The sequence below is a fragment of the Polymorphospora sp. NPDC050346 genome, from assembly GCF_040655695.1.
In the GTDB taxonomy this organism is placed as follows: Bacteria; Actinomycetota; Actinomycetes; order Mycobacteriales; family Micromonosporaceae; genus Polymorphospora; species Polymorphospora lycopeni.
In genome coordinates this window covers 28862-48526 of sequence record NZ_JBFAKM010000009.1, presented here as the reverse complement: position 1 = coordinate 48526, position 19665 = coordinate 28862, and the positions used below count along the sequence as shown (strand labels likewise).

The window sequence follows — 19665 nt, the reverse complement described above, 5'->3', positions numbered from 1 at the left end:
GAGGTATGAGAGACGCACTCCTGGCGGCCGACGACCTGTTGCCGGAGGACCGGATGCCCCCGCCGTGGCTCGGGCGCCGGGTGGGCCCCGAAGGCTCGACCGTCTACATCCGGGACACCCCGGCGACCACGGCCGACGCCGAGCCGGCGTTCTACGTGCACGGCCTCGGCGGCTCCTCGCAGAACTGGACCGACCTGGCCGGCCTGCTCGCCGGCCGCCTCGACGGCGAGGCGATCGATCTGCCCGGCTTCGGCAACAGCGACCCCGGCGACCGCTACACGATCGCGTCGTTCGCCGACCGGGTGATCGGGCACCTGGACCAGTCCGGCCGTGGCCCCGTCCACCTGCTCGGCAACTCGCTCGGCGGGGCCATCGCCGTACGCGTCGCGGGGCTCCGCCCCGACCTGGTCCGTACCCTCACGCTCATCTCGCCGGCCATGCCGTTCCTCGACCCCCGGCGCTCGCTACAGGGGCGGATGCTGCCGCTGCTGGCGATCCCCCGCGCCGAACGCCTGATGGCCCGCCGGCTGGCGCAGATCCCGCCGGAGGAGATGGCCCGGCAGGTGATCGAGGCGTGCGTCGCCGACACCTCGCGCATCGGTGAGCAGCGGCGGCTGGAGACGATCGAGGAGATCCGGATCCGGGGCACGGCGGCCCACTACGCGAGCGCCTACCTCGGCACGCTGCGCGGCATCGTCTCGGAGTTCGTGCGGGCGTACCTGCCCGGCGACCGGTCGCTGTGGCGGACCGCGGCCCGGATCACCGCACCGACCCTGGTCATCGGCGGCCGGCAGGACCGGCTGGTCGACGTACGGGTCGCGCCGCAGGTGGCCGGGGTGATCCCGGACAGCCGGCTGCTGATGCTCGACGGGGTCGGGCACGTGGCGCAGATGGAGGTGCCCCGTACGGTCGCCCGGGCCGTGCTCGCCCTCCTCGACGAACACCGGGGCCCGGCCGGGGCCTGACCGCCGGCTGCCCCGGCAGTCGTGATCTTCACACCCGGCCCCGGCGGGCGGTGTGGCAAGCTGTCCGGCGATGCGTACCTCGTCACCGATCCGCCCCTCCGCGTCGCCGCCACAGGTCGGTAGGTCCGGCCGTAGCGCGCCCGGCCGGCGACCGGTCGCCCAGTTGGTGTCCCTGGCCACCCTCGCGGTGGCGGCCGGACTGGTGCTGGTCGGACTGGCGGTGCCCGGGTTCACCGGAGGGGAGAAGACCCGGACGGCCGAGGTGCCGCTGGCCGCCGAATCACCGATCGCGCTGCCGCCGTCCACCGAGCCGGCGCCCGAACCGTCCACCGAGCCGCCGCCGGTGCTCCAGTTGCCGGGGCCGGTGCCGTCGAAGGGGGAGGGCACCTTCGACTACGGCACCACGCAGGGCGAGGTGGCCGGCACCGCGGGCACGCTGCGCCGCTACCGGATCGCGGTCGAGAAGGGCGCGGGCGAGGACGTGGAGGCGGTCGGGGCGATCGTCGACGCGGCACTGGCGGACAAGGGGAGCTGGATCGGCAGCGGCCGGCTGCGGTTGCAGCGGGTCCCGGACCGGGCCGGGCACGACTTCACCGTCTACCTGGTCACCCCGCAGACGGCATACACGATGTGCCAGGCGGGCTGGGTCGACATCCGGGTCGACGGCAAGCCGTACACGTCGTGCCGGGCGCAGGGCAAGGTGATCCTCAACCTGGACCGGTGGCGGACCTCGGTCCCGCACTACGTCGAGGCCGAGGTACCCCTCGACGTCTACCGCGAGTACGTCGTCAACCACGAGGTCGGTCACGAACTCGGCTACAACCACGAGCGCTGCCCCGGCCGGGGCAAGCCCGCACCGGTGATGATGCAGCAGACCCTCTTCCTCAACGGCTGCGTCGCCAACCCGTGGCCGTTCCTCGACGGCAAGCGGTACGCGGGTCCGCCGCTCTGAGCCGTTCGGCCGGAAGCGCGGGTCCGCCGGTCCGGTGGACGGTGCCGCGAGGGACGCCGTACCGGTTGGTCGTGCCAAAACACTCCCAATCTGGACGATAAGGCGTGGCGTAGTGCGCCTCGGGCACCTGGTACGTGGCAGGGTCGAAAGGCATGACGACGCCAGAGACCGACTCATCGCGCGTCCCGGCCCCGAGCGGGCGGGCCAGCGCCCCGGACCCCGGGGCGCCGATCGGCCCCGGCCCGGGAGCCGGCGGTACGGGCGGCCGGGGTGCCCGCCAGCGGCACTGGAAGCGGCGGCGCCGACTCCTCGTGCTCCTGCTGGTGCTGGCCGCCGGCGTACTCGTCGGGGTCGACCTGGCCCGCAACGGCAACCGCTCCGGTGCCGAGCCGGCGGCCGCCGCCCGGGACGGCATCGCCGCCGGGCTACCGGTCACCGCCGCGACCGGCGCGTCCGCCGAACCGGCGCCGGCCACCGCATCACCCGCACCGGCACCCGCATCCGCAGCCGCACCCGCCAGCGGCGCGTCGGCGGCGGCACCCGCGCCGTCCACGCCCACCCCCGGCCCGGGGTATCCGACGGCCGGGCCGGGCACCTTCGGGTTCGCCGCCGACGAGGGCGCCGTACTCGGCACCGCCGGAACGCTGCGCCGCTTCCGGGTCGCGGTCGAGCACGGCATGGGACAGGACGCGGCGGCCTTCGCCAGCGCCGCCGACACGATCCTCGGCGATCCGCGGAGCTGGACCGCGTCCGGCCAGGTGCGGCTGCAGCACGTGCCGCGAACGGCGGCCGCCGACTTCACCCTCTACCTGGCCACCCCCGCCACGTCGGAGCGGATGTGCGCCGCCGGCGGGCTGCGGACCGAGGGCTACACCTCCTGCCGGCTGCCCGGCCAGGTGATCATCAATGTGGCCCGCTGGCAGGAGGCGGTACCCGACTACGGCGCCCCGCTCGACACCTACCGGGCCTACGTGATCAACCACGAGGTCGGCCACGAACTCGGGTACGGCCACGAGGCGTGCCCGTCCGCCGGCGGCCCCGCCCCGGTCATGCAGCAGCAGACGTACGGCCTGGAGGGGTGCCTGGCCAACGCCTGGCCCTACCTCGACGGCCGCCGGTACGTCGGCCCGGCCCTGCCCTGAGATATTCCCCTGTTCCGCATCGTGGTCGGGTGTTGCACCTCATGGTCGAACCTGTCAGGAACGAGCAACAATGGCCCGACACCACTGTCGATTCCGGGGAGTTCACCGTGTCGCTGCCCCCGCTCGTCGAGCCCGCCGCCGAGCTGACCGTAGACGAGATCCGTCGCTATTCCCGCCACCTGATCATCCCCGACGTGGGGGTCGAGGGGCAGAAGCGACTGAAGAACGCCCGCGTGCTCTGCGTCGGCGCCGGCGGCCTCGGCTCCCCGGCCCTGATGTACCTCGCCGCGGCCGGTGTCGGCACGCTCGGCATCATCGACTTCGACACCGTCGACGAGTCCAACCTCCAGCGGCAGATCATCCACGGCCAGTCCGACGTCGGCCGGCCCAAGGCCGAGTCGGCCGCCGCCTCGATCCGCGAGATCAACCCGCTGGTCAAGGTGGAGATCCACAACACCGCGCTGGACCGCGACAACGTACGCGAGATCTTCGCCCAGTACGACCTGATCGTCGACGGCACCGACAACTTCGCCACCCGCTACATGGTCAACGACGCGGCCGTCCTGCTCGGCAAGCCGTACGTCTGGGGCTCGATCTACCGCTTCGACGGCCAGGCGTCGGTGTTCTGGGCCGAGCACGGTCCCTGCTACCGGTGCCTCTACCCGGAGCCGCCGCCGCCCGGCATGGTCCCGTCGTGCGCCGAGGGCGGCGTGCTCGGCGTGCTCTGCGCGTCGGTCGGCTCGATCCAGGTCACCGAGGCGATCAAGCTGCTGACCGGCATCGGCGAGCCGCTCGTCGGCGCGCTGACCGTCTACGACGCGCTGGAGATGACGTACCGCAAGATCAAGGTCCGCAAGGACCCGGCCTGCGTGCTCTGCGGCGACAACCCGACCGTGACCGACCTGCTGGAAGACTACGAGGACTTCTGCGGCGCGGTCTCGCCGGAAGCCGAGGCGGCGGTCGTCGACGCCACCATCACCGCCCGCGAACTCAAGGAATGGCAGGACGCCGGCAAGGACGTCTTCCTCGTCGACGTGCGCGAACCCGCCGAATACGAGATCGTCCGCATCCCCGGCGCCACGCTCATCCCCAAGGGCGAGGTCATGTCCGGCGAGGCGCTGGCGAAGTTCCCGCAGGACCGGCAGATCGTGCTGCACTGCAAGACCGGCGTACGCTCCGCCGAGGCACTCGCCGCCCTCAAGGCGGCCGGGTTCCGCGACGCCGTACACGTGCAGGGCGGCGTGATCGCCTGGGTCAACCAGATCGACCCGTCCCTGCCGGCGTACTGAGTTGGTTGGCCCCGCCTCCGGCGGGGCCGGCTCGCTCCGCTTCGCGCCGCCTAAGTGCACCGTCTTCGCCCTGCGGGCATGACGGCTTCGCCGCATGTCCTCGGGCTCCAGACGGTGCGGCGGCGCTCGGTCGACTCGCGACGTGAGTTGCGGTCTCGTGCTGTCCGTCGCTTGGTTCGCCGGTGGGTGGGCGGGGTTGGTTGTGTCGATCTGGGCGTGAGGGACCTTATTGGGCTTCTGTTAGGTCTCTGCCGCTCAGGTCAACATTGCGCCGGTTGGTGCGGGGACACGTAAAGGTTGGCAGGTCAGCCCGCCGGGCGGACAGATGACCTTGACTGTCCTACCGAGGCGGGGGCGGTTCGGCGGCGGTAGCGTCTCGACCGTGATCGACATGGATGCCGCGATCGGCTTCGTGGTCGCGCACGGCGACCTGGTCGACCGGGCGCGGCTCTCGTGGCTGCGTACCGGGGCCGCCCCGCAGCCGGGCGTGCTCGACGAGGCCGAGGTGGGGCAGACCGCCGAGGGCGGATGGCCCGCCTTCTGGGCCGGCGAGATCGCGTCCGTCGACGCGACCTGCTTCCGGCTCGCCGAACTCGACGACCTCGGTGCCCTCGGCCGGCCGGCGGCCCGCAAGGCGCTCGACTGGCTGGCCAGCCGGCAGCTGCCGGACGGCAGCTGGGAGGAGGACGCGGCGCTGGCCAACCAGGCGCCGTCGTGGGCACAGCCGGGAAACCCGGAGGCGCGGCTCTACCTCACCGCGAACGCCGGGTTCTGGCTGACCGTCGCCGGGCACGACGCCCGGTCCGCCGGGCCGCTCGACCACCGGGTCGGCGGCGTGTACGCCGGCGTCGTGCTCGCCGCCGCGCAGGCCCTGGCCTACCGGATCAACCCGGACGGGACCTGGCCGTCCTTCCTCGCCGCCGGCTGGCTCGGGGCGGCGGTGCTGCACCGGCAGGAGTTGTTCCACGAGTCGGCCCGGATGCAGGTCGTGCTCGGCGAGCGGCTGCCCGGGATGACGCCGGCCGACGTGGCCACCATGGCGGCGGTGCTGCGCCGGGTCGGCGTCGCCACGCAGGACTGGCTGCTCACCGCCGCCCGGCGCCGACTGGCCGAGACACAGCGCAGCGACGGCGGCTGGACCAGCGACGACGGTGACGCGTTCGACGTACACACCACGCTGGCCGCGATCCGCGCCTGCCGCTGAGCGCTACGCGTCCGCCGGACCGGCCCGGCGCCGGACCCCGGTCAGGTGCGGATGTGGCCGTCGCCGGTGACGACGTACTTGGTCGAGGTCAGTTCGGGCAGGCCCATCGGGCCGCGGGCGTGCAGCTTCTGGGTCGAGATGCCGATCTCGGCGCCGAACCCGAACTCGCCGCCGTCGGTGAAGCGGGTGGAGGCGTTGACCATCACCGCCGCCGCGTCGACCCGGGCCACGAACTCGCGGGCCGCCGTCGTCGAGTCGGTCACGATCGCCTCGGTGTGCCCGGAGCCGTACCGGCGGATGTGGGCGACCGCGTCCGACAGCGACGGTACGACGGCGGCCGAGATGTCGGCGGACAGGTATTCGGTGCCGAAGTCCTCGTCGGTGGCGGGCACCACGTCGGGGGAGTACGCGGCGACCTCGGGGGTGCCGTGCACGATCACCCCGGCCTGCGCGAACGCGGCCAGCACCCGGGGCAGGAACGCGTCGGCGACCGCCGCGTGCACCAGCAGCGACTCGGCGGTGTTGCAGGTCGACAGCCGCTGCGTCTTGGCGTTGAGCACCACGGCCAGCGCCTTGTCGAGGTCGGCGTCCGCGTCGACGTACACGTGGCAGTTGCCGACCCCGGTCTCGATCACCGGAACCGTCGACTCCTCGACCACCGTCCTGATCAGTGACGCTCCGCCGCGCGGGATGAGTACGTCGACCAGCCCGCGGGCCCGCATCAGCTCCTTGACCGAGTCGCGCGAGGAACTGTCCAGCAACTGGATCGCGTCGGCGGGCAGGCCGGTGTCGGCGACCGCCGCGCGCAGCACCGACACGATGGCGGCGTTGGAGTTGGCGGCCGACGACGATCCGCGCAGCAGGGCCGCGTTGCCCGACTTGAGGCAGATGCCGGCGGCGTCGGCGGTCACGTTCGGTCGCGCCTCGTAGATGATGCCGACGACGCCGAACGGCACCCGGATCTGGCGCAGTTCGAGCCCGTTGGGCAGGGTCGAGCCGCGGACCACCTCGCCGACCGGGTCGGGCAGCGCCGCCATCTCGCGCAGCGCCTCGGCGATCGCGGCGATCCGGGCCCCGGTCAGCGTCAACCGGTCGATGATCGCCGTCGACAGGCCGGCCGCGCGGCCCGCCTCGATGTCACCGGCGTTCGCGGTCACGATCTCTTCCGTACGGGCGACCAGCGCGTCGGCCATCGCGTGCAGCGCCGCGTCCTTGACCTTGCGGGGCGCGGTCGCCAGTTCGGCGGCCGCCTCGCGGGCCCGGCGCGCCTGTTCGGTGACGCTCATGATTCCTCCAGCACGGTTGCCGTCACAGCAGTACCAGGTCGTCGCGGTGGACGACCTCTCGTTCGTATCCGGGGCCGAGCGTCGCGGCGAGTTCGACCGTGGACCGGCCGAGCAGTCCGGGAAGCTCCACCGCGTCGTAGTTGACCAGCCCGCGGGCCACCGGGGCGCCGGCCGCGTCGACCAGGTCGACCGGGTCACCGGCGGTGAAGGTGCCGTCGACCGAGGTGATCCCGGCGGGCAGCAGCGACTTGCGGCGGTTGACCACCGCCTGCACCGCGCCCGGGTCCAGGTGCAGCCGGCCGCGTGGCGAGGTGGCGTGGGCGAGCCAGAACAGCCGGGCGGCCGGGCGTTTCGGCATCCGGTGGAAGAACGTGCCGACCGGCTCGCCGGCCAGCGCCGGCCCGGCCAGCGGCGCGGCGGTGAGCACGACCGGGATGCCGAACCCGGTGGCGATCTTCGCCGCCTCGACCTTGGTGACCATGCCGCCGGTGCCGACTCCGGCCCGCCCGGCCCGGCCCACCGCCACCCCGGCGAGGTCGGCGTCGGTACGTACCTCGTCGATCTTCCGGCTATCCGGCCGGGCCGGGTCGCCGGTGTAGAGCGCTTCGACGTCGGAGAGCAGGACCAGCAGGTCGGCGTCGACCAGGGCGGCGACGAGGGCGGCGAGCCGGTCGTTGTCGCCGAACCGGATCTCGTCGGTGGCGACCGTGTCGTTCTCGTTGACGATCGGGATGGCCCGCAGGTCGAGCAGCTTGCGCAGGGTCCGGTAGGCGTTGCGGTAGTGCGCCCGCCGGGTGACGTCGTCGACGGTGAGCAGCACCTGGCCGACGGTCCGGCCGTGCCGGCCGAAGCTGGCCGTGTAGTGGCCGATCAGCAGCCCCTGCCCGACGCTGGCGGCGGCCTGCTGGGTGGCGAGGTCGCGCGGCCGGCGGGGCAGCCCGAGCGGGGCCAGGCCGGCGGCGATGGCGCCGGACGAGACGAGTACGACCTCCCGGCCGTCGGCGGCCAGCCCGGCGAGTACGTCGGTGAGGGCGTCGACCCGGCCGGTGTCGAGTCCGCCGAGGGCGGTGGTCAGTGACGACGAACCGACCTTGACCACGATCCGCCGCGCTGACAGGACTGCTTCGCGCACCCGCCCATTCTGCGCGGTTCGGGTACGGGCGGGCGTCGCGGCTCCCATATCGTGGCGGGTCGTGACGCCTGAGGAGTACGTCGAAGAGGTCCTGACGCTCGTCGAGCGCATCCCGCCGGGCCGGGTGATGACGTACGGCGCGATCGCCGACTACCTCGCCGACCGGTCCGGCCGGGCCTCGGCGCGGCTGGTCGGCGGGATCATGGCCCGGCACGGCTCCGGCGTGCCGTGGCACCGGGTGGTGGGTGCCGGCGGCCGGCTGCCGCCGGGCCACGAGGCCGAGGCCGCGGCCCGCCTGATCGGCGAGGGCGCCCGCCTGAACGGCCTGAAGGTCGACATGCGTGCCTCCTCCTGGTACCCCACCCCTTGATCCGCATGATCGGGGAGTAAGTCCGGCGTGTCGTCGGTGCGCCGCGCGACGGGCTCCCTGATCACCCGGATCATGGCCGGCCGGACGCTGTCCAGCGGGACCGGTGCCGGCTAGCATGCCGATTCATGAATGCGTCTCATGTCCGGGGCGCCGGGAGCGGCGCCGGTCCCGGCGGTGGGAGCGGTAGCCCGGCGGGTGGCGGTGTGGCATCGGGTGGCGGGCTGCCCCGCCGGGTGCACGGCGGGTACGCCCTCGGCTCGCTGGTGACCGGTGCGTTCGGCACCGTCCCCGGGCTGTTGCTGCTGCCGTACCTGACCGACACGCTCGGCATCGCCGCCGGGCTCGCCGGCCTGCTCGTGGTGCTGCCGAAGGCGTGGGACGTACTGGTCAACCCCGTCGCCGGCCGCATCTCCGACCGCACCCGCACCCGGTGGGGCGCCCGGCGGCCATACCTGCTGGTCGGCGGGCTGGCCCTGGCCGTGCTGTTCGCCGCGATCTTCGCCGCGCCGTTCGGCAACGGCTCGGCGGCCGGCGGGTACGTCGCCGTCGCCTTCCTCCTCACCGCCACCGCGTTCGCGTTCTTCCAGGTGCCGTACGTCGCCATGCCGGCCGAGCTGACCGACTCGTACAGCGAACGCACCCGGCTGATGACCTGGCGGATCGCCGTACTGGCGCTGGCCATCCTGGTCTCCGGGGCGGTCGCGCCGGCCGTGGTCACCGCCGGCGGCAACGGGATCGCCGGACACCGCCTGATGGGCCTGTTCGTCGGGGCGCTGATCGTGATCGGCACCCTCGGCGTCTTCTTCGGCACCCGGGGCGCCCCCACCGGTGCCGTGCAGGAGAGCGAGCCGAGCCTGCGCGCCCAGCTCGCCGTCGCCACCGGCAACCGGCCGTTCCGGGCGCTGCTGATCTGCTTCGTCGTCCAGTCCGTCGGCATCGGCACGGTCCTCGCCGGCGTCGCGTACTTCGCCGGCCAGATCCTGGACAGCCCGGACACCGGGCCGACCGTGCTCTTCGCCTGCTTCGTCGGCCCGGCGCTACTGGTCATGCCGGTGTGGAGCCGGGTCGGCGCCCGGCTCGGCAAGCTGCGGGCATTCGTCGCCGCGTCGCTGCTCTTCGCGGTCGCGGCGTTGCTGCTGGTCGCCGCGCCGGTGCTGCCGGCCGTGGTCGTCTACCTGCTGGTCGCGGTGATCGGCTGCGGGTACGCCGGCCAGCAGGTCTTCGCCCTGGCGATGCTGCCGGACTGCATCGCGTACGACACCGCGCGAACCGGCCGCCGTCAGGCGGGGGTGTTCACCGGCCTGTGGACGGCGGGGGAGACCTTTGGCCTGGCCCTCGGCCCCGGGGTGTTCGCGCTGGTGCTGCAACTGTTCGGCTACGTGTCGTCGGACACCGGGGTCGCCGCCGCGCAGTCCGACACCGCCCGGCTCGGGGTGCTGCTCGGCTTCACCGTCCTGCCGGCGCTGGCGGTCGGGCTGGCGGTGCTGCTGCTGCGCGGCTACGACCTCACCCCGCAGCGCCTCGCCGCCGCCGGTCCGACAAAGCCGGTTGACCAGGCACGACCCGCCGAGCCGGTAGCGTGATCGACATGAGCGAGCGGAGTGAGTGGACGGCATGAGCGAGCGGGATGATCGCGTGGCGTGGGCGTTGCCGGCGCGGGGCGTACCGGCGGACCAGGTCCTCGACGAGATCCGGGCGCTGCGGTCCGCCGACCGGCCCACGCACGGCGGCCGGCTGTTCGCCTACGTCTACGACCCGGCCGTTCCCGGCCTCGACGACCTGGCGATGTCCGCGTACGCGCTGTCGGCGCACGTCAACGGCCTCGACCCGACCGCGTTCCCGTCGCTGCTGGCGATGGAGAACATCCTCGTCGGCGCCGCCGCGTCGGTGCTCGGCGGTGGCCCGGGCACGGCCGCACCCGATGTCGTCGGCAGCGTCACGGGCGGCGGCACCGAGTCGCTGATCCTGGCCGTGAAGGCGGCCCGCGACGCCCGGCCCGAAGTGGCCACGCCCCGGCTGGTGATCCCGGTCAGTGCGCACGCCGCGTTCGCGAAGGCGGCCCACTACCTCGGCGTCGCCCTGGATCTGGTGCCGGTGTCGGCGACCACGCTGCGCCCCGATCCGGCCGACGTCGCCGCCGCGATCGGCCCCGACACCGTGCTCGTCGCCTGCTCGGCGCCGTCGTACGCGCACGGCGTCGTCGACCCGGTCACCGAGATCGCGGCCGTCGCGGCGGCGGCCGGCGTACGCTGCCACGTCGACGCCTGCTTCGGCGGCTGGACGCTGCCCTACCTGCGCCGGCTCGGCGTCGACGGGCCGGCGTTCGACTTCTCCGTACCCGGCGTCACCTCGATCTCGGTCGACCTGCACAAGTACGCGTACTGCCCCAAGGGGGTCTCGGTCCTGCTGCACCGCGACGCCGCGCTGCGGGCACCGCAGTACTTCGCGTTCGCCGACTGGCCCGGCTACACGATGATCAATCCGGTGATCTCGTCGACCCGGTCCGGCGGCCCGATCGCCGCCGCGTACGCGACCCTGCGACACATCGGCGACGACGGCTACCTGGCGCTGGCCGGCCGGACCCTGGACGCCGTACGCGGCCTCGCCGCCGCCGTCACCAAGGTCGACGGACTGCGGCTGATGGCCGAACCCGAGTCCACGGTGGTCGCCTTCACGTCCGACGACCCGGCGCTGGACCTGTTCGTCCTCGCCGACGAACTCACCGTCCGTGGCTGGCACACCCAACCCCAGATGGCGTACGGCGACCTGCCCGCCTCCATCCACCTGACGGTGACCGCCGCGGTCGCGCCGCGGGTGGCCGAGTTCGGGCCGGCCCTGGAAGCCGCCGCGACCGCCGCGCGGGATCACGGTCCGGTACGGCTGCCCGACGAGGTGGCCGCCCTGCTCGGTGCCCTCGCGCCGGAGCAGTTGACCTCCGAATTGGTCGAAGGGCTCGCCGGCGGGCTCGGCCTCGGCTTCGGCGATCCGCAGGCGGGGGCCGCGTTGCCGGACCGGTCGGCGGTGGTGAACACCGTGCTCAACGTGGCCCCGCCCCGGATGCGCGAACGCCTGCTGATCGAGTTCGTCGGCCTGCTGCAACGGCCCACATACCGCTGATGGCCGCCGGTTTCCCGGCGGCCATCACCCCGTTCCGTGGTGATTCAGCGGAGGCTGAACCGCGTGAAGTTGTCGTTCTCGTTGCGGTCGGGCGCGTGGTCGACGCGCCGTACGATGGCCATCGCGGTGTCGCCCACCGACTGCTTGAGGTAGCCGATGCCCAGCACCATCGTCCGCTGCTGGCCGGCGCGTAGCGGGCCGAAAACGCAGGTCGGGTCCTTGGCACCCCTGCCATCGCGCCCCGTGCAGGAGGACCAGCCCGTTCCTGTCGCGTCCAACATCGACCCACCGACCGTGTAGAGGTTGAGGTGCACCTCGTCCACGTCGCGCGGGCCGGTGTTACGGATCGTGACCTTGACGGTGGCGCGCCGGGTCGTGGGGTCCGAACCGTCGACGACGGTCACGTCGGTGACGCTGATCCGTAGGTCGGCGCTTTGCGGGTGCGGGCCGAAGGACGTCGGGCCACCGGTCTGGCGGAACTGGCCGTTGCCGAACGAGTACGTCCGCCACTGCCGCTGGATCCAGTCCTCTGGATAGTTGCAGCATCCGCCGTGGTCGCCGACCTGCACCCGGATCGAGCCGTTCTTCTGCGGATCGATCGCGAACATGGTCTGCACGCCGCGCTCCCCGGTGCCGACGACCCGACCCAGGGTGACGATGCCACCGGCGGCGTTCCGGTCGAGGGCGACCACCTGGGCCGGACCGGGCTCGCCCAGGTTGCACCGCAGCATCACCAGTGTCTCGGTCGCCCCGTCCCGGTCGACGTCGCCGTACTCGACTCCGAGCAGGACGTTGGAGGGCGATCCTGATCCCTTGGCCGTCAGCCGCGCCTGGGAGGTCGCGCAAACGTCGCCGGGCCATCGGGGCAGGTCCAGCCGGGCCTTGAGGAGTTGGTCCCGACTGATCCGGCCGTCCGGGGCTGACCCGCCGGCGCCCGGATTGGCCGAGGCGGAGGGCGTCGGCGGGGGAGTGGTCGGTGCGATCGAGTCGGTCGGTGCGATCGAGATCGTGGGTGCGGGGCTGGTCGCCGCGTCCGGGGCGGACCCGCCGCAGCCGGCCGTGAGGAACAGGGCGAGGGTCGTACCGGTGACGATGGTGGCCCGGCGCCAGCGCTGGCTGGCCTGCTGGTGACGGGGGGTGGGTTCGTGGTCGAGGGCGATGTCGATGGCTGCCATGTCCTTCCTCCCTTACTGTCTCGTACCGTCTTCCCGCGACCTCTGTCGGCCTGCTGAAACGGCCCAGCTGCCGTGGGATGGTGTCCGGCCGGACGGTGCCCGGCCGGACCGCGCTCGGCGTGCCGTCAGCGGTAGGCGAATGGGGCCTGGTTGTCGGCCGGATTGCGGTCGGGCAGTTCGTTGGTCCGCTCGACCACGGCGGTGCCGGTGCCGGCCGCCGCCCAGTCCTTGTTGTAGCTGATGCCCAGGACGAAGGTCCGCTGCTGGCCGGGCCGCAGCAGGCCGAACTCGCAGACCGGATTCTCCGCCGGAGTGATGCCGACCGGGTCACCGCGGCCGGTGCAGGTCGACCAGCCACCGCCCTCCGCGAACAGGGTCACCCCGGTGTCCCAGTCGAAGCGGAGGCGGACGCCGTTCGCGATGGCCGGTCCGGCGTTGCGGACCGTCACGGTGACCGTGCCGTGCCGCATCATGTCGCCCGGCTGCTCGGTGAACTGCACATCGGTCGCGGTGACCTGCAGGTCGGTGAGAAGCGGGTTCGGTCCGAACTCGGTCTCGCCGGCGGTCTGGACGAATCCGGTGCCGTTGAACTCGTAGGTTCGCCACTGGTTCTGGATCAGGCCAGGTATGTAGCCGCAGCAGTCCCGGTGGTCGGACACCAGCACCAGGATCCTGCCGTCCGGATGCGGGTTGATGCCTGGAATGTGTTCGATGCCCCGCTGGCCGGTGGCCGCGACCTGTCCCATCGTGACGATCCGGCCAGCGGCGTCCCGGTCGAATGCGACCACCTGTTCCGGCCCGGGTTGGCCGTCGTTGCAGCGCAGGATCACCAGTGTCTCCTGTGCCCCGTCGCGGTCGACGTCGCCGTACCGGATGTCGCGCAGCGCGGCGGTCGGCGGGCGCGGGTTGCCCTCGGCCAGCCGTGCCTGGTTCGTCCGGCAGGAGCCGCCGGGCCAGGGCGGCAGGTCGACCCGGGCGGCGAGCAGGTCCGCCCGGCTGATCCGCCCGTCCGGTACGCCGGCGCTCGGGCTGACCGAGGCCGAGGTCGAGGTCGAGGCCGATGGGCTGGGCGACGGGCCGGGCAGGGTCGTGGGCGGAGCGGTCGGGTCGACGGTGACCGCGGGTTCGGGCTTGGGCGCCGAGTCCCGTTTGAGGGTGGCGTAGCCCGCTATCGGGCCCGCGACCAGGAGCAGGGCCAGCACGGAGCCGGTGGTGACGGCGACGCGGCGTCGGTGCTGCCGCACCCTGGCGCGTACGGCGGTCGGGCCCGCCGCCGTCACCCGGGGGAGGACTTCGTTGCGGAAGGCAGCGAACTCACGTTCCAGGTCAAGGTCGTCGTGGTCAGCCATGGTTCTCCTCCTTACGCTCGGCGAGCTGGGTGGCGAGGGCGGTGCGGCCGCGGTGCAGCCAGGATTTGACCGTTCCGTCGGCGACTCCTTCCTGGTGGGCTATCTCGGAGATGGTGAGGTCGGCGAGGTAGTGCAGGAGGATGGCCCGGCGGTGTTTTGGTGGTAGTTGGGCGAGGGCGGCGGCAAGTACGACCCGGTCCGGGCTGGGCTCGGGTACGTGGTCTTCGGTGCGTTGCCGGCGCAGGAACGCCTGTGCGGTGCGTAGTCGGCGCCACCGGCTGGTGGCGAGGTTCCAGGCGACCCGGCGTACCCAGGCGAGTGGGTCGTCGTACCGGATGACCTTGTCCCAGCGGGCGAATGCGCGGCAGAACGCCTCTTGTACGAGTTCCTGGGCTTGGCCGAGGTCGTTGGTGTAGGCGTACATCTGCACGGTCAGTGCTCGGTAGTGGGCGTGGTAGAACTCGTCGAACCCGATCGCGTCGGTCTCGGCTGCCGCTGGTTCGGCTCGGTCCGGTTCGCCTGGCGGCTCGTCGAGGCGCGGATCTATCGTCACCGTCACTTTGTCCTCCCCCGTGGCCCTTTGGGCGCGCGTCCCAGGTTGCCGGTTACACGTTCCGAGGCCGGTTCAGGTTGCGCTGACGGCCGCCGGTTTCCCGGCGGCCGTCAACCCCCGTTACCGCAATGGCGTCCGATCTGGACCGGATGCCACGTTCATGGACTTCAGCGGAAGTTGAACTTCTTCTCGTTGTCGTCGAGTGCCCGGTCGATCGGAGCGTTGGTCGCATAGATGCTCGCCGTCGCGACGCCGCTGTTCACCAGCGTCCTGCCGTTCGTCAGCCCGAGAACGAGGGTCCGCTGTTGACCGACGCCGAGCCGGAACCCGCAGCTCGGCGACTCCTTCGGGGAGAGGCCGGGATGTGCGTAGCGTTCGGTGCAGGCCGACCAGCCGTCGCCGTTGGCCATCACGATCACCGGCCCGGAGGGCGCGGTGCCCCATTGGAGATCCAGCCGCACGTTCGCGGCGGTCGGTCCCGCGTTGCGGATCGTCACGGTGATCGACCCGTACCTCCTCACCGGGTCGTCGGGGCGTTCCTCGAACGTCACGTCGCTGACGCTCATCAGACGCAGGTCGGTGGAGGACGGGTGTGGACCGAACGAGGCCGGGCCGCCGGTCTGGACGAACTCGGCACCGACGAGCGCGTAGGTTCGCCACTGCCGCTGGAGCCACTCCGCACGCTGGCCGCAGCAGAGCTTGTAGTCGCTGACCTCGATCCGGATCGAGCCGTCGGCCCGTGGATCGAGCTTGAGCACGTCGTCGATGCCTCCTGTCCCGGTGCGGACCACCCGGCCCACCGTGGTGATCCGGCCGCGGGCGTCCCGGTCGAGGGCGATCACCTGGACCGGCCCGCCCTGGTTGACCATGCACTGCACGATCGCCAGCGTCTCCGTCGCCCCGTCCTGGTCGATGTCGCCGTAGGCGACCTCGCGGAGCAGGTTCGCCGGCCGGGTCTGATAGTGGTCCACAAGCCGCGCCTGGGAGGTCTTGCAGCCGAAATCCCGCTGCCAGGGCGGCAGGTCGATCTTGGACTTGAGTAGCTCGGCACGGCTGATCCGGCCGTTCGGCGCACTGCTCGGACTGGCCGAATCGGACGGTGTCGGGGTCGGGGTCGGCGTCAGGGGCAGGGGCGTCGAGGGCTCGGTCGGGCTGACGCTGACCCCAGGCTCGGGGCGGGGGGCCGACTCCGGGTTGAGCGCCGCGTAGCCGGCGATCGGGCCGGCGACGAGGACCAGGGCCAGGGCTGCGCCGGTGGTGACGGCGACGCGTCGCCGGTGCCGGCGTACGGCGCTGCGTACAGCGGTCGGCCCGGCCGGCAGGACCTGGTGGAAGATCTCATTGCGGAAGGCGGCGAACTGGTGGTCGAGGTCAAGGTTGTCGTGGTCAGCCATGGTTCTCCTCCTTACGCTCGGCGAGCTGGGTGGCGAGGGCGGTGCGGCCGCGGTGCAGCCAGGATTTGACCGTTCCGTCGGCGACTCCTTCCTGGTGGGCTATCTCGGCGATGGTGAGGTCGGCGAGGTAGTGGAGAAGGATGGCCCGGCGGTGTTTTGGTGGTAGTTGGGCGAGGGCGGCGGCAAGTACGACCCGGTCCGGGCTGGGCTCGGGTACGTGGTCTTCGGTGCGTTGCCGGCGCAGGAACGCCTGTGCGGTGCGTAGTCGGCGCCACCGGCTGGTGGCGAGGTTCCAGGCGACCCGGCGTACCCAGGCGAGTGGGTCGTCGTACCGGATGACCTTGTCCCAGCGGGCGAATGCCCGGCAGAACGCCTCCTGTACGAGTTCCTGGGCTTGGCCGAGGTCGTTGGTGTAGGCGTACATCTGCACGGTCAGTGCTCGGTAGTGGGCGTGGTAGAACTCGTCGAACCCGATCGCGTCGGTCTCGGCTGCCGCTGGTTCGGCTCGGTCCGGTTCGCCTGGCGGCTCGTCGAGGCGCGGATCTATCGTCACCGTCACTTTGTCCTCCCCCGTGGCCCTTTGGGCGCGTGTCCCAGATTGCTGGTAACACGTCCCGTCGGAGGCGAAGGTTGCGCACGTCCGGTGCCGGTGGACTGTGGTTCACTGTCGGGTGGCCGACCGAGGAGCCGGCGTAGCCGAGAGGGGGCGACGTGCAACTGCCCGCGGTGCTGGGTGAGCCGATCCGGTTCGTGCTGAACTGGGGCCGCCGATACTCGCTCTGGGTCTTCAACTTCGGGCTCGCCTGCTGCGCGATCGAGTTCATCGCGGCCAGCATGTCCCGGCACGACTTCATGCGGCTCGGGGTGATCCCGTTCGCGCACGGGCCGCGCCAGGCCGATCTGATGGTGGTCTCGGGCACCGTCACCGACAAGATGGCCCCGGCGATCAAGCGTCTCTACGACCAGATGCCGGAGCCGAAGTACGTCATCTCGTTCGGCGCCTGCTCCAACTGCGGTGGGCCGTACTGGGACTCGTACTCGGTGACCAAGGGGGTCGACCAGATCATCCCGGTCGACGTCTACGTGCCGGGCTGCCCGCCCCGGCCGGAGGCGCTGCTGCACGGCATCCTGCGTCTGCAGGAGAAGATCGCCGCCGAGCAGTCCGGGCCCGGCGGCGTGTCCCGGCCCGACCCGCTCGCGTCGCCCGCCGACACCGCCGCGCTCACCGCGGCCCCCGTACGTCCGCCGGCCACCTAGGCTGGCTCCCGGCGGCTAGCCTGCCGGGCATGACGACTGAGCAACGCGCCGAACGCCTCGTCGAGGTGCTGATCGCCGAGTTCGGGGAGCTGATCGCTCTCGACCCGGCCGCGTTCCGGCGCAAGTTCCGCAAGATGGCCGCCTCGCCGTTCGCGTTCTACCGGGGCAGCGCGTCCGTCTTCTACGCCGACCTGACCGGCGACTTCGCCGACGACCGCTTCCTCGACGGGCGGACCAGCCGGGTGTGGATCCACGGCGACCTGCACGCCGAGAACTTCGGCACCTACATGAACAGCTCCGGTGAGCTGGTCTTCAACGTCAACGACTTCGACGAGGCGTACGTCGGTCCGTTCTCCTGGGACCTGAAGCGGTTCGTGGCGAGCGTGGCGCTGATCGGCTACGCCAAGGCGCTGTCCGACGACGTGATCACCGATCTGGTGACCCGGTTCGCCACCTCCTACCTGACCGAACTGCGGGCGATCGCCACCGGCGGCGACGACGCGATCGGCTCGATCACGCTGGCGAACGCCGACGGGGTGCTGCGTACGGTGCTCCAGCAGGCCCGGCTGAACACCCGCGTCGACCTGCTGCGCGAGCAGACCACGATCGACAACTTCGAGCGGCGGTTCTCCATCGGCGACGGCGTCTTCGAGATCGACGACGAGACCTGGGAGCAGGTCGCCGACGCGTACCACCGCTACCTCGGCACGCTGCCGGCGGCCGGCGCCACGCTGCGCCCGGTCGCCACCCACATCAAGGACATCGTGCTGCGCAAGGGGGTGGGCATCGGCTCGGCCGGCCTGCCGTCCTACAACCTGCTGCTGGAGGGCAGCACGCAGGCGCTGGAGAACGACGTCATCATCTACATGAAGCAGGCCCAGGTGCCGGCCGTGGCCCGCCACATCGACGACGAACGGGTCCGTGGCTACTTCCGCCACCAGGGCCACCGGACGGCCGAGTCGCAGCGGGCGCTGCAGGCGCACGCCGACCCGTGGGTCGGGTTCACCGAGCTGGGCGGCGTCGGGCAGCTCGTCGCCGAGGTGTCGCCGTACGCGGCCGACCTCGACTGGGCCGACGTCAACGAACCGGAAGACCTGGCCGCGGTGGTCGCCGACCTCGGCCGGGCGGTCGCCCGGATGCACTCGGTGGCCGACGACGAGTCCAGCCACGACCTGGTCGACTACTCGACCGAGGAGGCGATCGTCGCCGCGGTCGACAAGGACGAGGTCGCGTTCGTCCCGCACCTGGTCGAGTTCGCCCACTCGTACGGCCTGAGGGCCCGCGAGGACCACCAGATCTTCGTCGACCTCTTCCGCAACGGCCGGTTCCCGGGACTCTGAACGCGCGCGACCCGTGCCGGCCGCCCGGGCCGGCACGGGTCGCGGTGGGTCAACGGGCGGCGGGAAACTCCAGCACGACCTTGATGTCGTCCGGTTGCCCCTCGTACGCCTCGGCGTAGTGGTCGAGGTCCTCGCGGCGGGTGATCAGCCCGGCGAGCCAGCCGACGTCGGCCCGGGCCAGCGCCTCCGCGGCCTGCAACCAGTGCCGGCGGTTGGCGTTCACCGAGCCGAAGACGACGTTGTTCTCCAGGACCAGCGAGTGGTTCAGCGCACCCGCGTCGATCTCGATGGTCCGCCCGCCGGTGGACACGCCGGTGAGGCACACGATGCCGTTGCGGCCCACCTTGTCCATCACGTCGATGACGACGGTCGGCGCGCCGGTGCACTCGAGCACGATGTCCGGTTCGAAGTCCAGCGCCATGACCGGTCCGGCGTGGTACGTCGCGCCGAGCCGGTCGACCAGCTCCGGCTTGTGCCCCACCTCGGCCCGGTCGAGTACGTGCACCTCCAGCCCGCGTTGCTGGCCGAGCAGCGCGGCGAGCAGACCGATGGGGCCGGCGCCGGTGACCAGCACCCGGCGTGGCCGCCACACCGACCGGGCACCGATCCGGTCGACGTGCTCCCATCCCTTGGCCACCACGCTCGCCGGTTCGAGCAGCACCCCGACCTCGGCGAGGCCCGGCGCGAGCGGTACGGCGAACTCGGGCTGGGTCCGCCACCGCTGCCGGGCGAACCCCTGCCGGGCCTTGATCCCGTGTTCGGTGTAGAGCCCGTTGCGGCACATGTCCCACTCCCGGGCGGCACAGTTCGGGCACGGCACCGGGTCGGGATGGCGCACGATCCCGGCGATCGGGTCACCGGGGCGCAGTTGCCCGGTCGGGTCCTCGATCACCCGGCCCAGCGACTCGTGGCCGAGGACGAGGGTGTCGCTGCCCGGCGGGGCCTCGCCGAACGCACCGTCGATGATCTCCCGGTCGGTGCCGCAGACCCCGACCGACAGCGTCTCGACCAGGACCGGGCCCTCCTGCGGGGATGGCTCCGGGTAGTTGTCGACCAGCCGGAGCGAGTCCGCTGTGCCGGGTATCACGGTGACTGCGTACACGGACGCCATTGTCGCCCGGCCCGGGCCGCGGCACACCG

At 72.2% G+C, this 19665-nt stretch carries 18 protein-coding genes; 10 read left to right on the top strand and 8 right to left on the bottom strand.

The genetic code is table 11. The features are described 5' to 3' along the window. The first annotated feature begins 5 nt into the window (after positions 1 to 5). The 5 genes from AB0I42_RS11820 (at position 6) to AB0I42_RS11800 (ending at position 5552) form a co-directional block, all read left to right on the top strand. Positions 6 to 965 carry an alpha/beta hydrolase gene (locus tag AB0I42_RS11820; RefSeq protein WP_357536528.1) on the top strand — a complete coding sequence of 320 codons (960 nt, stop codon included), beginning with the start codon at positions 6 to 8 and terminating at the stop codon, positions 963 to 965. A 70-nt stretch (positions 966 to 1035) separates the two neighbouring features. Beyond that, positions 1036 to 1917: a DUF3152 domain-containing protein gene (locus AB0I42_RS11815; protein WP_357536526.1), complete on the top strand. Its 882-nt coding sequence runs from the start codon at positions 1036 to 1038 to the stop codon at positions 1915 to 1917. Between the two features lie 152 nt (positions 1918 to 2069). Next, on the top strand, positions 2070 to 3059 hold the full coding sequence (locus AB0I42_RS11810) for a DUF3152 domain-containing protein (protein ID WP_357536524.1): 990 nt from the start codon (positions 2070 to 2072) through the stop codon (positions 3057 to 3059). Positions 3060 to 3100: 41 nt separating this feature from the next. Beyond that, positions 3101 to 4348 carry an adenylyltransferase/sulfurtransferase MoeZ gene (moeZ, locus tag AB0I42_RS11805; protein ID WP_357536523.1) on the top strand — a complete coding sequence of 416 codons (1248 nt, stop codon included), beginning with the start codon at positions 3101 to 3103 and terminating at the stop codon, positions 4346 to 4348. Positions 4349 to 4673: 325 nt separating this feature from the next. Next, positions 4674 to 5552: a prenyltransferase/squalene oxidase repeat-containing protein gene (locus AB0I42_RS11800; RefSeq protein ID WP_357536520.1), complete on the top strand. Its 879-nt coding sequence runs from the start codon at positions 4674 to 4676 to the stop codon at positions 5550 to 5552. Positions 5553 to 5593: 41 nt separating this feature from the next. On the opposite strand, the gene AB0I42_RS11795 is transcribed toward AB0I42_RS11800, so the two are convergent. Both AB0I42_RS11795 and proB read right to left on the bottom strand, forming a co-directional pair. Continuing rightward, positions 5594 to 6838: a glutamate-5-semialdehyde dehydrogenase gene (locus tag AB0I42_RS11795; RefSeq protein WP_357536519.1), complete on the bottom strand. Its 1245-nt coding sequence runs from the start codon at positions 6836 to 6838 to the stop codon at positions 5594 to 5596. Between the two features lie 22 nt (positions 6839 to 6860). Further along, positions 6861 to 7970, bottom strand: a complete 1110-nt coding sequence (gene proB / locus AB0I42_RS11790) for a glutamate 5-kinase (protein ID WP_357536517.1) — start codon at positions 7968 to 7970, stop codon at positions 6861 to 6863. A gap of 61 nt (positions 7971 to 8031) precedes the next feature. On the opposite strand from proB, the gene AB0I42_RS11785 reads away from it, so the two are divergent. The 3 genes from AB0I42_RS11785 to AB0I42_RS11775 all read left to right on the top strand — a co-directional run bounded on the left by AB0I42_RS11785 (position 8032) and on the right by AB0I42_RS11775 (position 11457). Next, positions 8032 to 8340 carry an MGMT family protein gene (locus AB0I42_RS11785; protein ID WP_357536515.1) on the top strand — a complete coding sequence of 103 codons (309 nt, stop codon included), beginning with the start codon at positions 8032 to 8034 and terminating at the stop codon, positions 8338 to 8340. A 125-nt stretch (positions 8341 to 8465) separates the two neighbouring features. Continuing rightward, positions 8466 to 9923, top strand: a complete 1458-nt coding sequence (locus tag AB0I42_RS11780) for an MFS transporter (RefSeq protein WP_357536513.1) — start codon at positions 8466 to 8468, stop codon at positions 9921 to 9923. A 31-nt stretch (positions 9924 to 9954) separates the two neighbouring features. Next, entirely contained in the window at positions 9955 to 11457 is a 1503-nt protein-coding gene (locus tag AB0I42_RS11775) for an aminotransferase class V-fold PLP-dependent enzyme (protein ID WP_357536511.1), read from the top strand. A gap of 44 nt (positions 11458 to 11501) precedes the next feature. Here the strand turns inward: AB0I42_RS11775 and AB0I42_RS11770 are convergent, their stop codons facing one another. The 5 genes from AB0I42_RS11770 to AB0I42_RS11750 form a co-directional block, all read right to left on the bottom strand. Next, positions 11502 to 12632 carry a hypothetical protein gene (locus AB0I42_RS11770; RefSeq protein ID WP_357536509.1) on the bottom strand — a complete coding sequence of 377 codons (1131 nt, stop codon included), beginning with the start codon at positions 12630 to 12632 and terminating at the stop codon, positions 11502 to 11504. A gap of 125 nt (positions 12633 to 12757) precedes the next feature. Then, entirely contained in the window at positions 12758 to 13981 is a 1224-nt protein-coding gene (locus AB0I42_RS11765; RefSeq protein ID WP_357536507.1) for a hypothetical protein, read from the bottom strand. After that, positions 13974 to 14540, bottom strand: coding sequence for a SigE family RNA polymerase sigma factor (locus AB0I42_RS11760; RefSeq protein WP_357536505.1), 567 nt, complete (start codon positions 14538 to 14540; stop codon positions 13974 to 13976). Before AB0I42_RS11760 ends, AB0I42_RS11765 begins: the two co-directional genes overlap by 8 nt. Before the next feature lie 161 nt (positions 14541 to 14701). Then, the gene (locus AB0I42_RS11755; protein ID WP_357536503.1) at positions 14702 to 15928 is read right to left on the bottom strand and encodes a hypothetical protein; all 1227 of its coding nucleotides are present in this window, start codon (positions 15926 to 15928) and stop codon (positions 14702 to 14704) included. Beyond that, positions 15921 to 16487, bottom strand: a complete 567-nt coding sequence (locus AB0I42_RS11750; protein WP_357536501.1) for a SigE family RNA polymerase sigma factor — start codon at positions 16485 to 16487, stop codon at positions 15921 to 15923. Before AB0I42_RS11750 ends, AB0I42_RS11755 begins: the two co-directional genes overlap by 8 nt. 152 nt (positions 16488 to 16639) lie before the next feature. Here AB0I42_RS11750 and AB0I42_RS11745 point away from each other — a divergent pair, with 152 nt between their 5' ends. Together AB0I42_RS11745 and AB0I42_RS11740 are read left to right on the top strand one after the other, a co-directional pair. Further along, the gene (locus AB0I42_RS11745; RefSeq protein WP_357536499.1) at positions 16640 to 17185 is read left to right on the top strand and encodes an NADH-quinone oxidoreductase subunit B family protein; all 546 of its coding nucleotides are present in this window, start codon (positions 16640 to 16642) and stop codon (positions 17183 to 17185) included. A gap of 29 nt (positions 17186 to 17214) precedes the next feature. Then, entirely contained in the window at positions 17215 to 18525 is a 1311-nt protein-coding gene (locus AB0I42_RS11740) for a DUF2252 domain-containing protein (protein WP_357536497.1), read from the top strand. 49 nt (positions 18526 to 18574) lie between these two features. Here AB0I42_RS11740 and AB0I42_RS11735 read toward each other — a convergent pair whose 3' ends face one another. Then, positions 18575 to 19627, bottom strand: coding sequence for a glucose 1-dehydrogenase (locus AB0I42_RS11735; RefSeq protein WP_357536495.1), 1053 nt, complete (start codon positions 19625 to 19627; stop codon positions 18575 to 18577). Positions 19628 to 19665 lie beyond the last annotated feature (38 nt).

Excerpts from the sequence above, each read along its gene's own strand:
- AB0I42_RS11800 (WP_357536520.1), top strand. The coding sequence starts at position 4,674 with ATGACCTTGACTGTCCTACCGAGGCGGGGGCGGTTCGGCGGCGGTAGC.
- AB0I42_RS11775 (WP_357536511.1), top strand. The coding sequence starts at position 9,955 with ATGAGCGAGCGGGATGATCGCGTGGCGTGGGCGTTGCCGGCGCGGGGC.
- AB0I42_RS11770 (WP_357536509.1), bottom strand. The coding sequence starts at position 12,632 with ATGGCAGCCATCGACATCGCCCTCGACCACGAACCCACCCCCCGTCAC.
- moeZ (WP_357536523.1), top strand. The coding sequence starts at position 3,101 with ATGGTCGAACCTGTCAGGAACGAGCAACAATGGCCCGACACCACTGTC.
- AB0I42_RS11755 (WP_357536503.1), bottom strand. The coding sequence starts at position 15,928 with ATGGCTGACCACGACAACCTTGACCTCGACCACCAGTTCGCCGCCTTC.
- AB0I42_RS11810 (WP_357536524.1), top strand. The coding sequence starts at position 2,070 with ATGACGACGCCAGAGACCGACTCATCGCGCGTCCCGGCCCCGAGCGGG.
- AB0I42_RS11765 (WP_357536507.1), bottom strand. The coding sequence starts at position 13,981 with ATGGCTGACCACGACGACCTTGACCTGGAACGTGAGTTCGCTGCCTTC.
- AB0I42_RS11780 (WP_357536513.1), top strand. The coding sequence starts at position 8,466 with ATGAATGCGTCTCATGTCCGGGGCGCCGGGAGCGGCGCCGGTCCCGGC.
- AB0I42_RS11815 (WP_357536526.1), top strand. The coding sequence starts at position 1,036 with ATGCGTACCTCGTCACCGATCCGCCCCTCCGCGTCGCCGCCACAGGTC.
- AB0I42_RS11740 (WP_357536497.1), top strand. The coding sequence starts at position 17,215 with ATGACGACTGAGCAACGCGCCGAACGCCTCGTCGAGGTGCTGATCGCC.
- AB0I42_RS11795 (WP_357536519.1), bottom strand. The coding sequence starts at position 6,838 with ATGAGCGTCACCGAACAGGCGCGCCGGGCCCGCGAGGCGGCCGCCGAA.
- AB0I42_RS11820 (WP_357536528.1), top strand. The coding sequence starts at position 6 with ATGAGAGACGCACTCCTGGCGGCCGACGACCTGTTGCCGGAGGACCGG.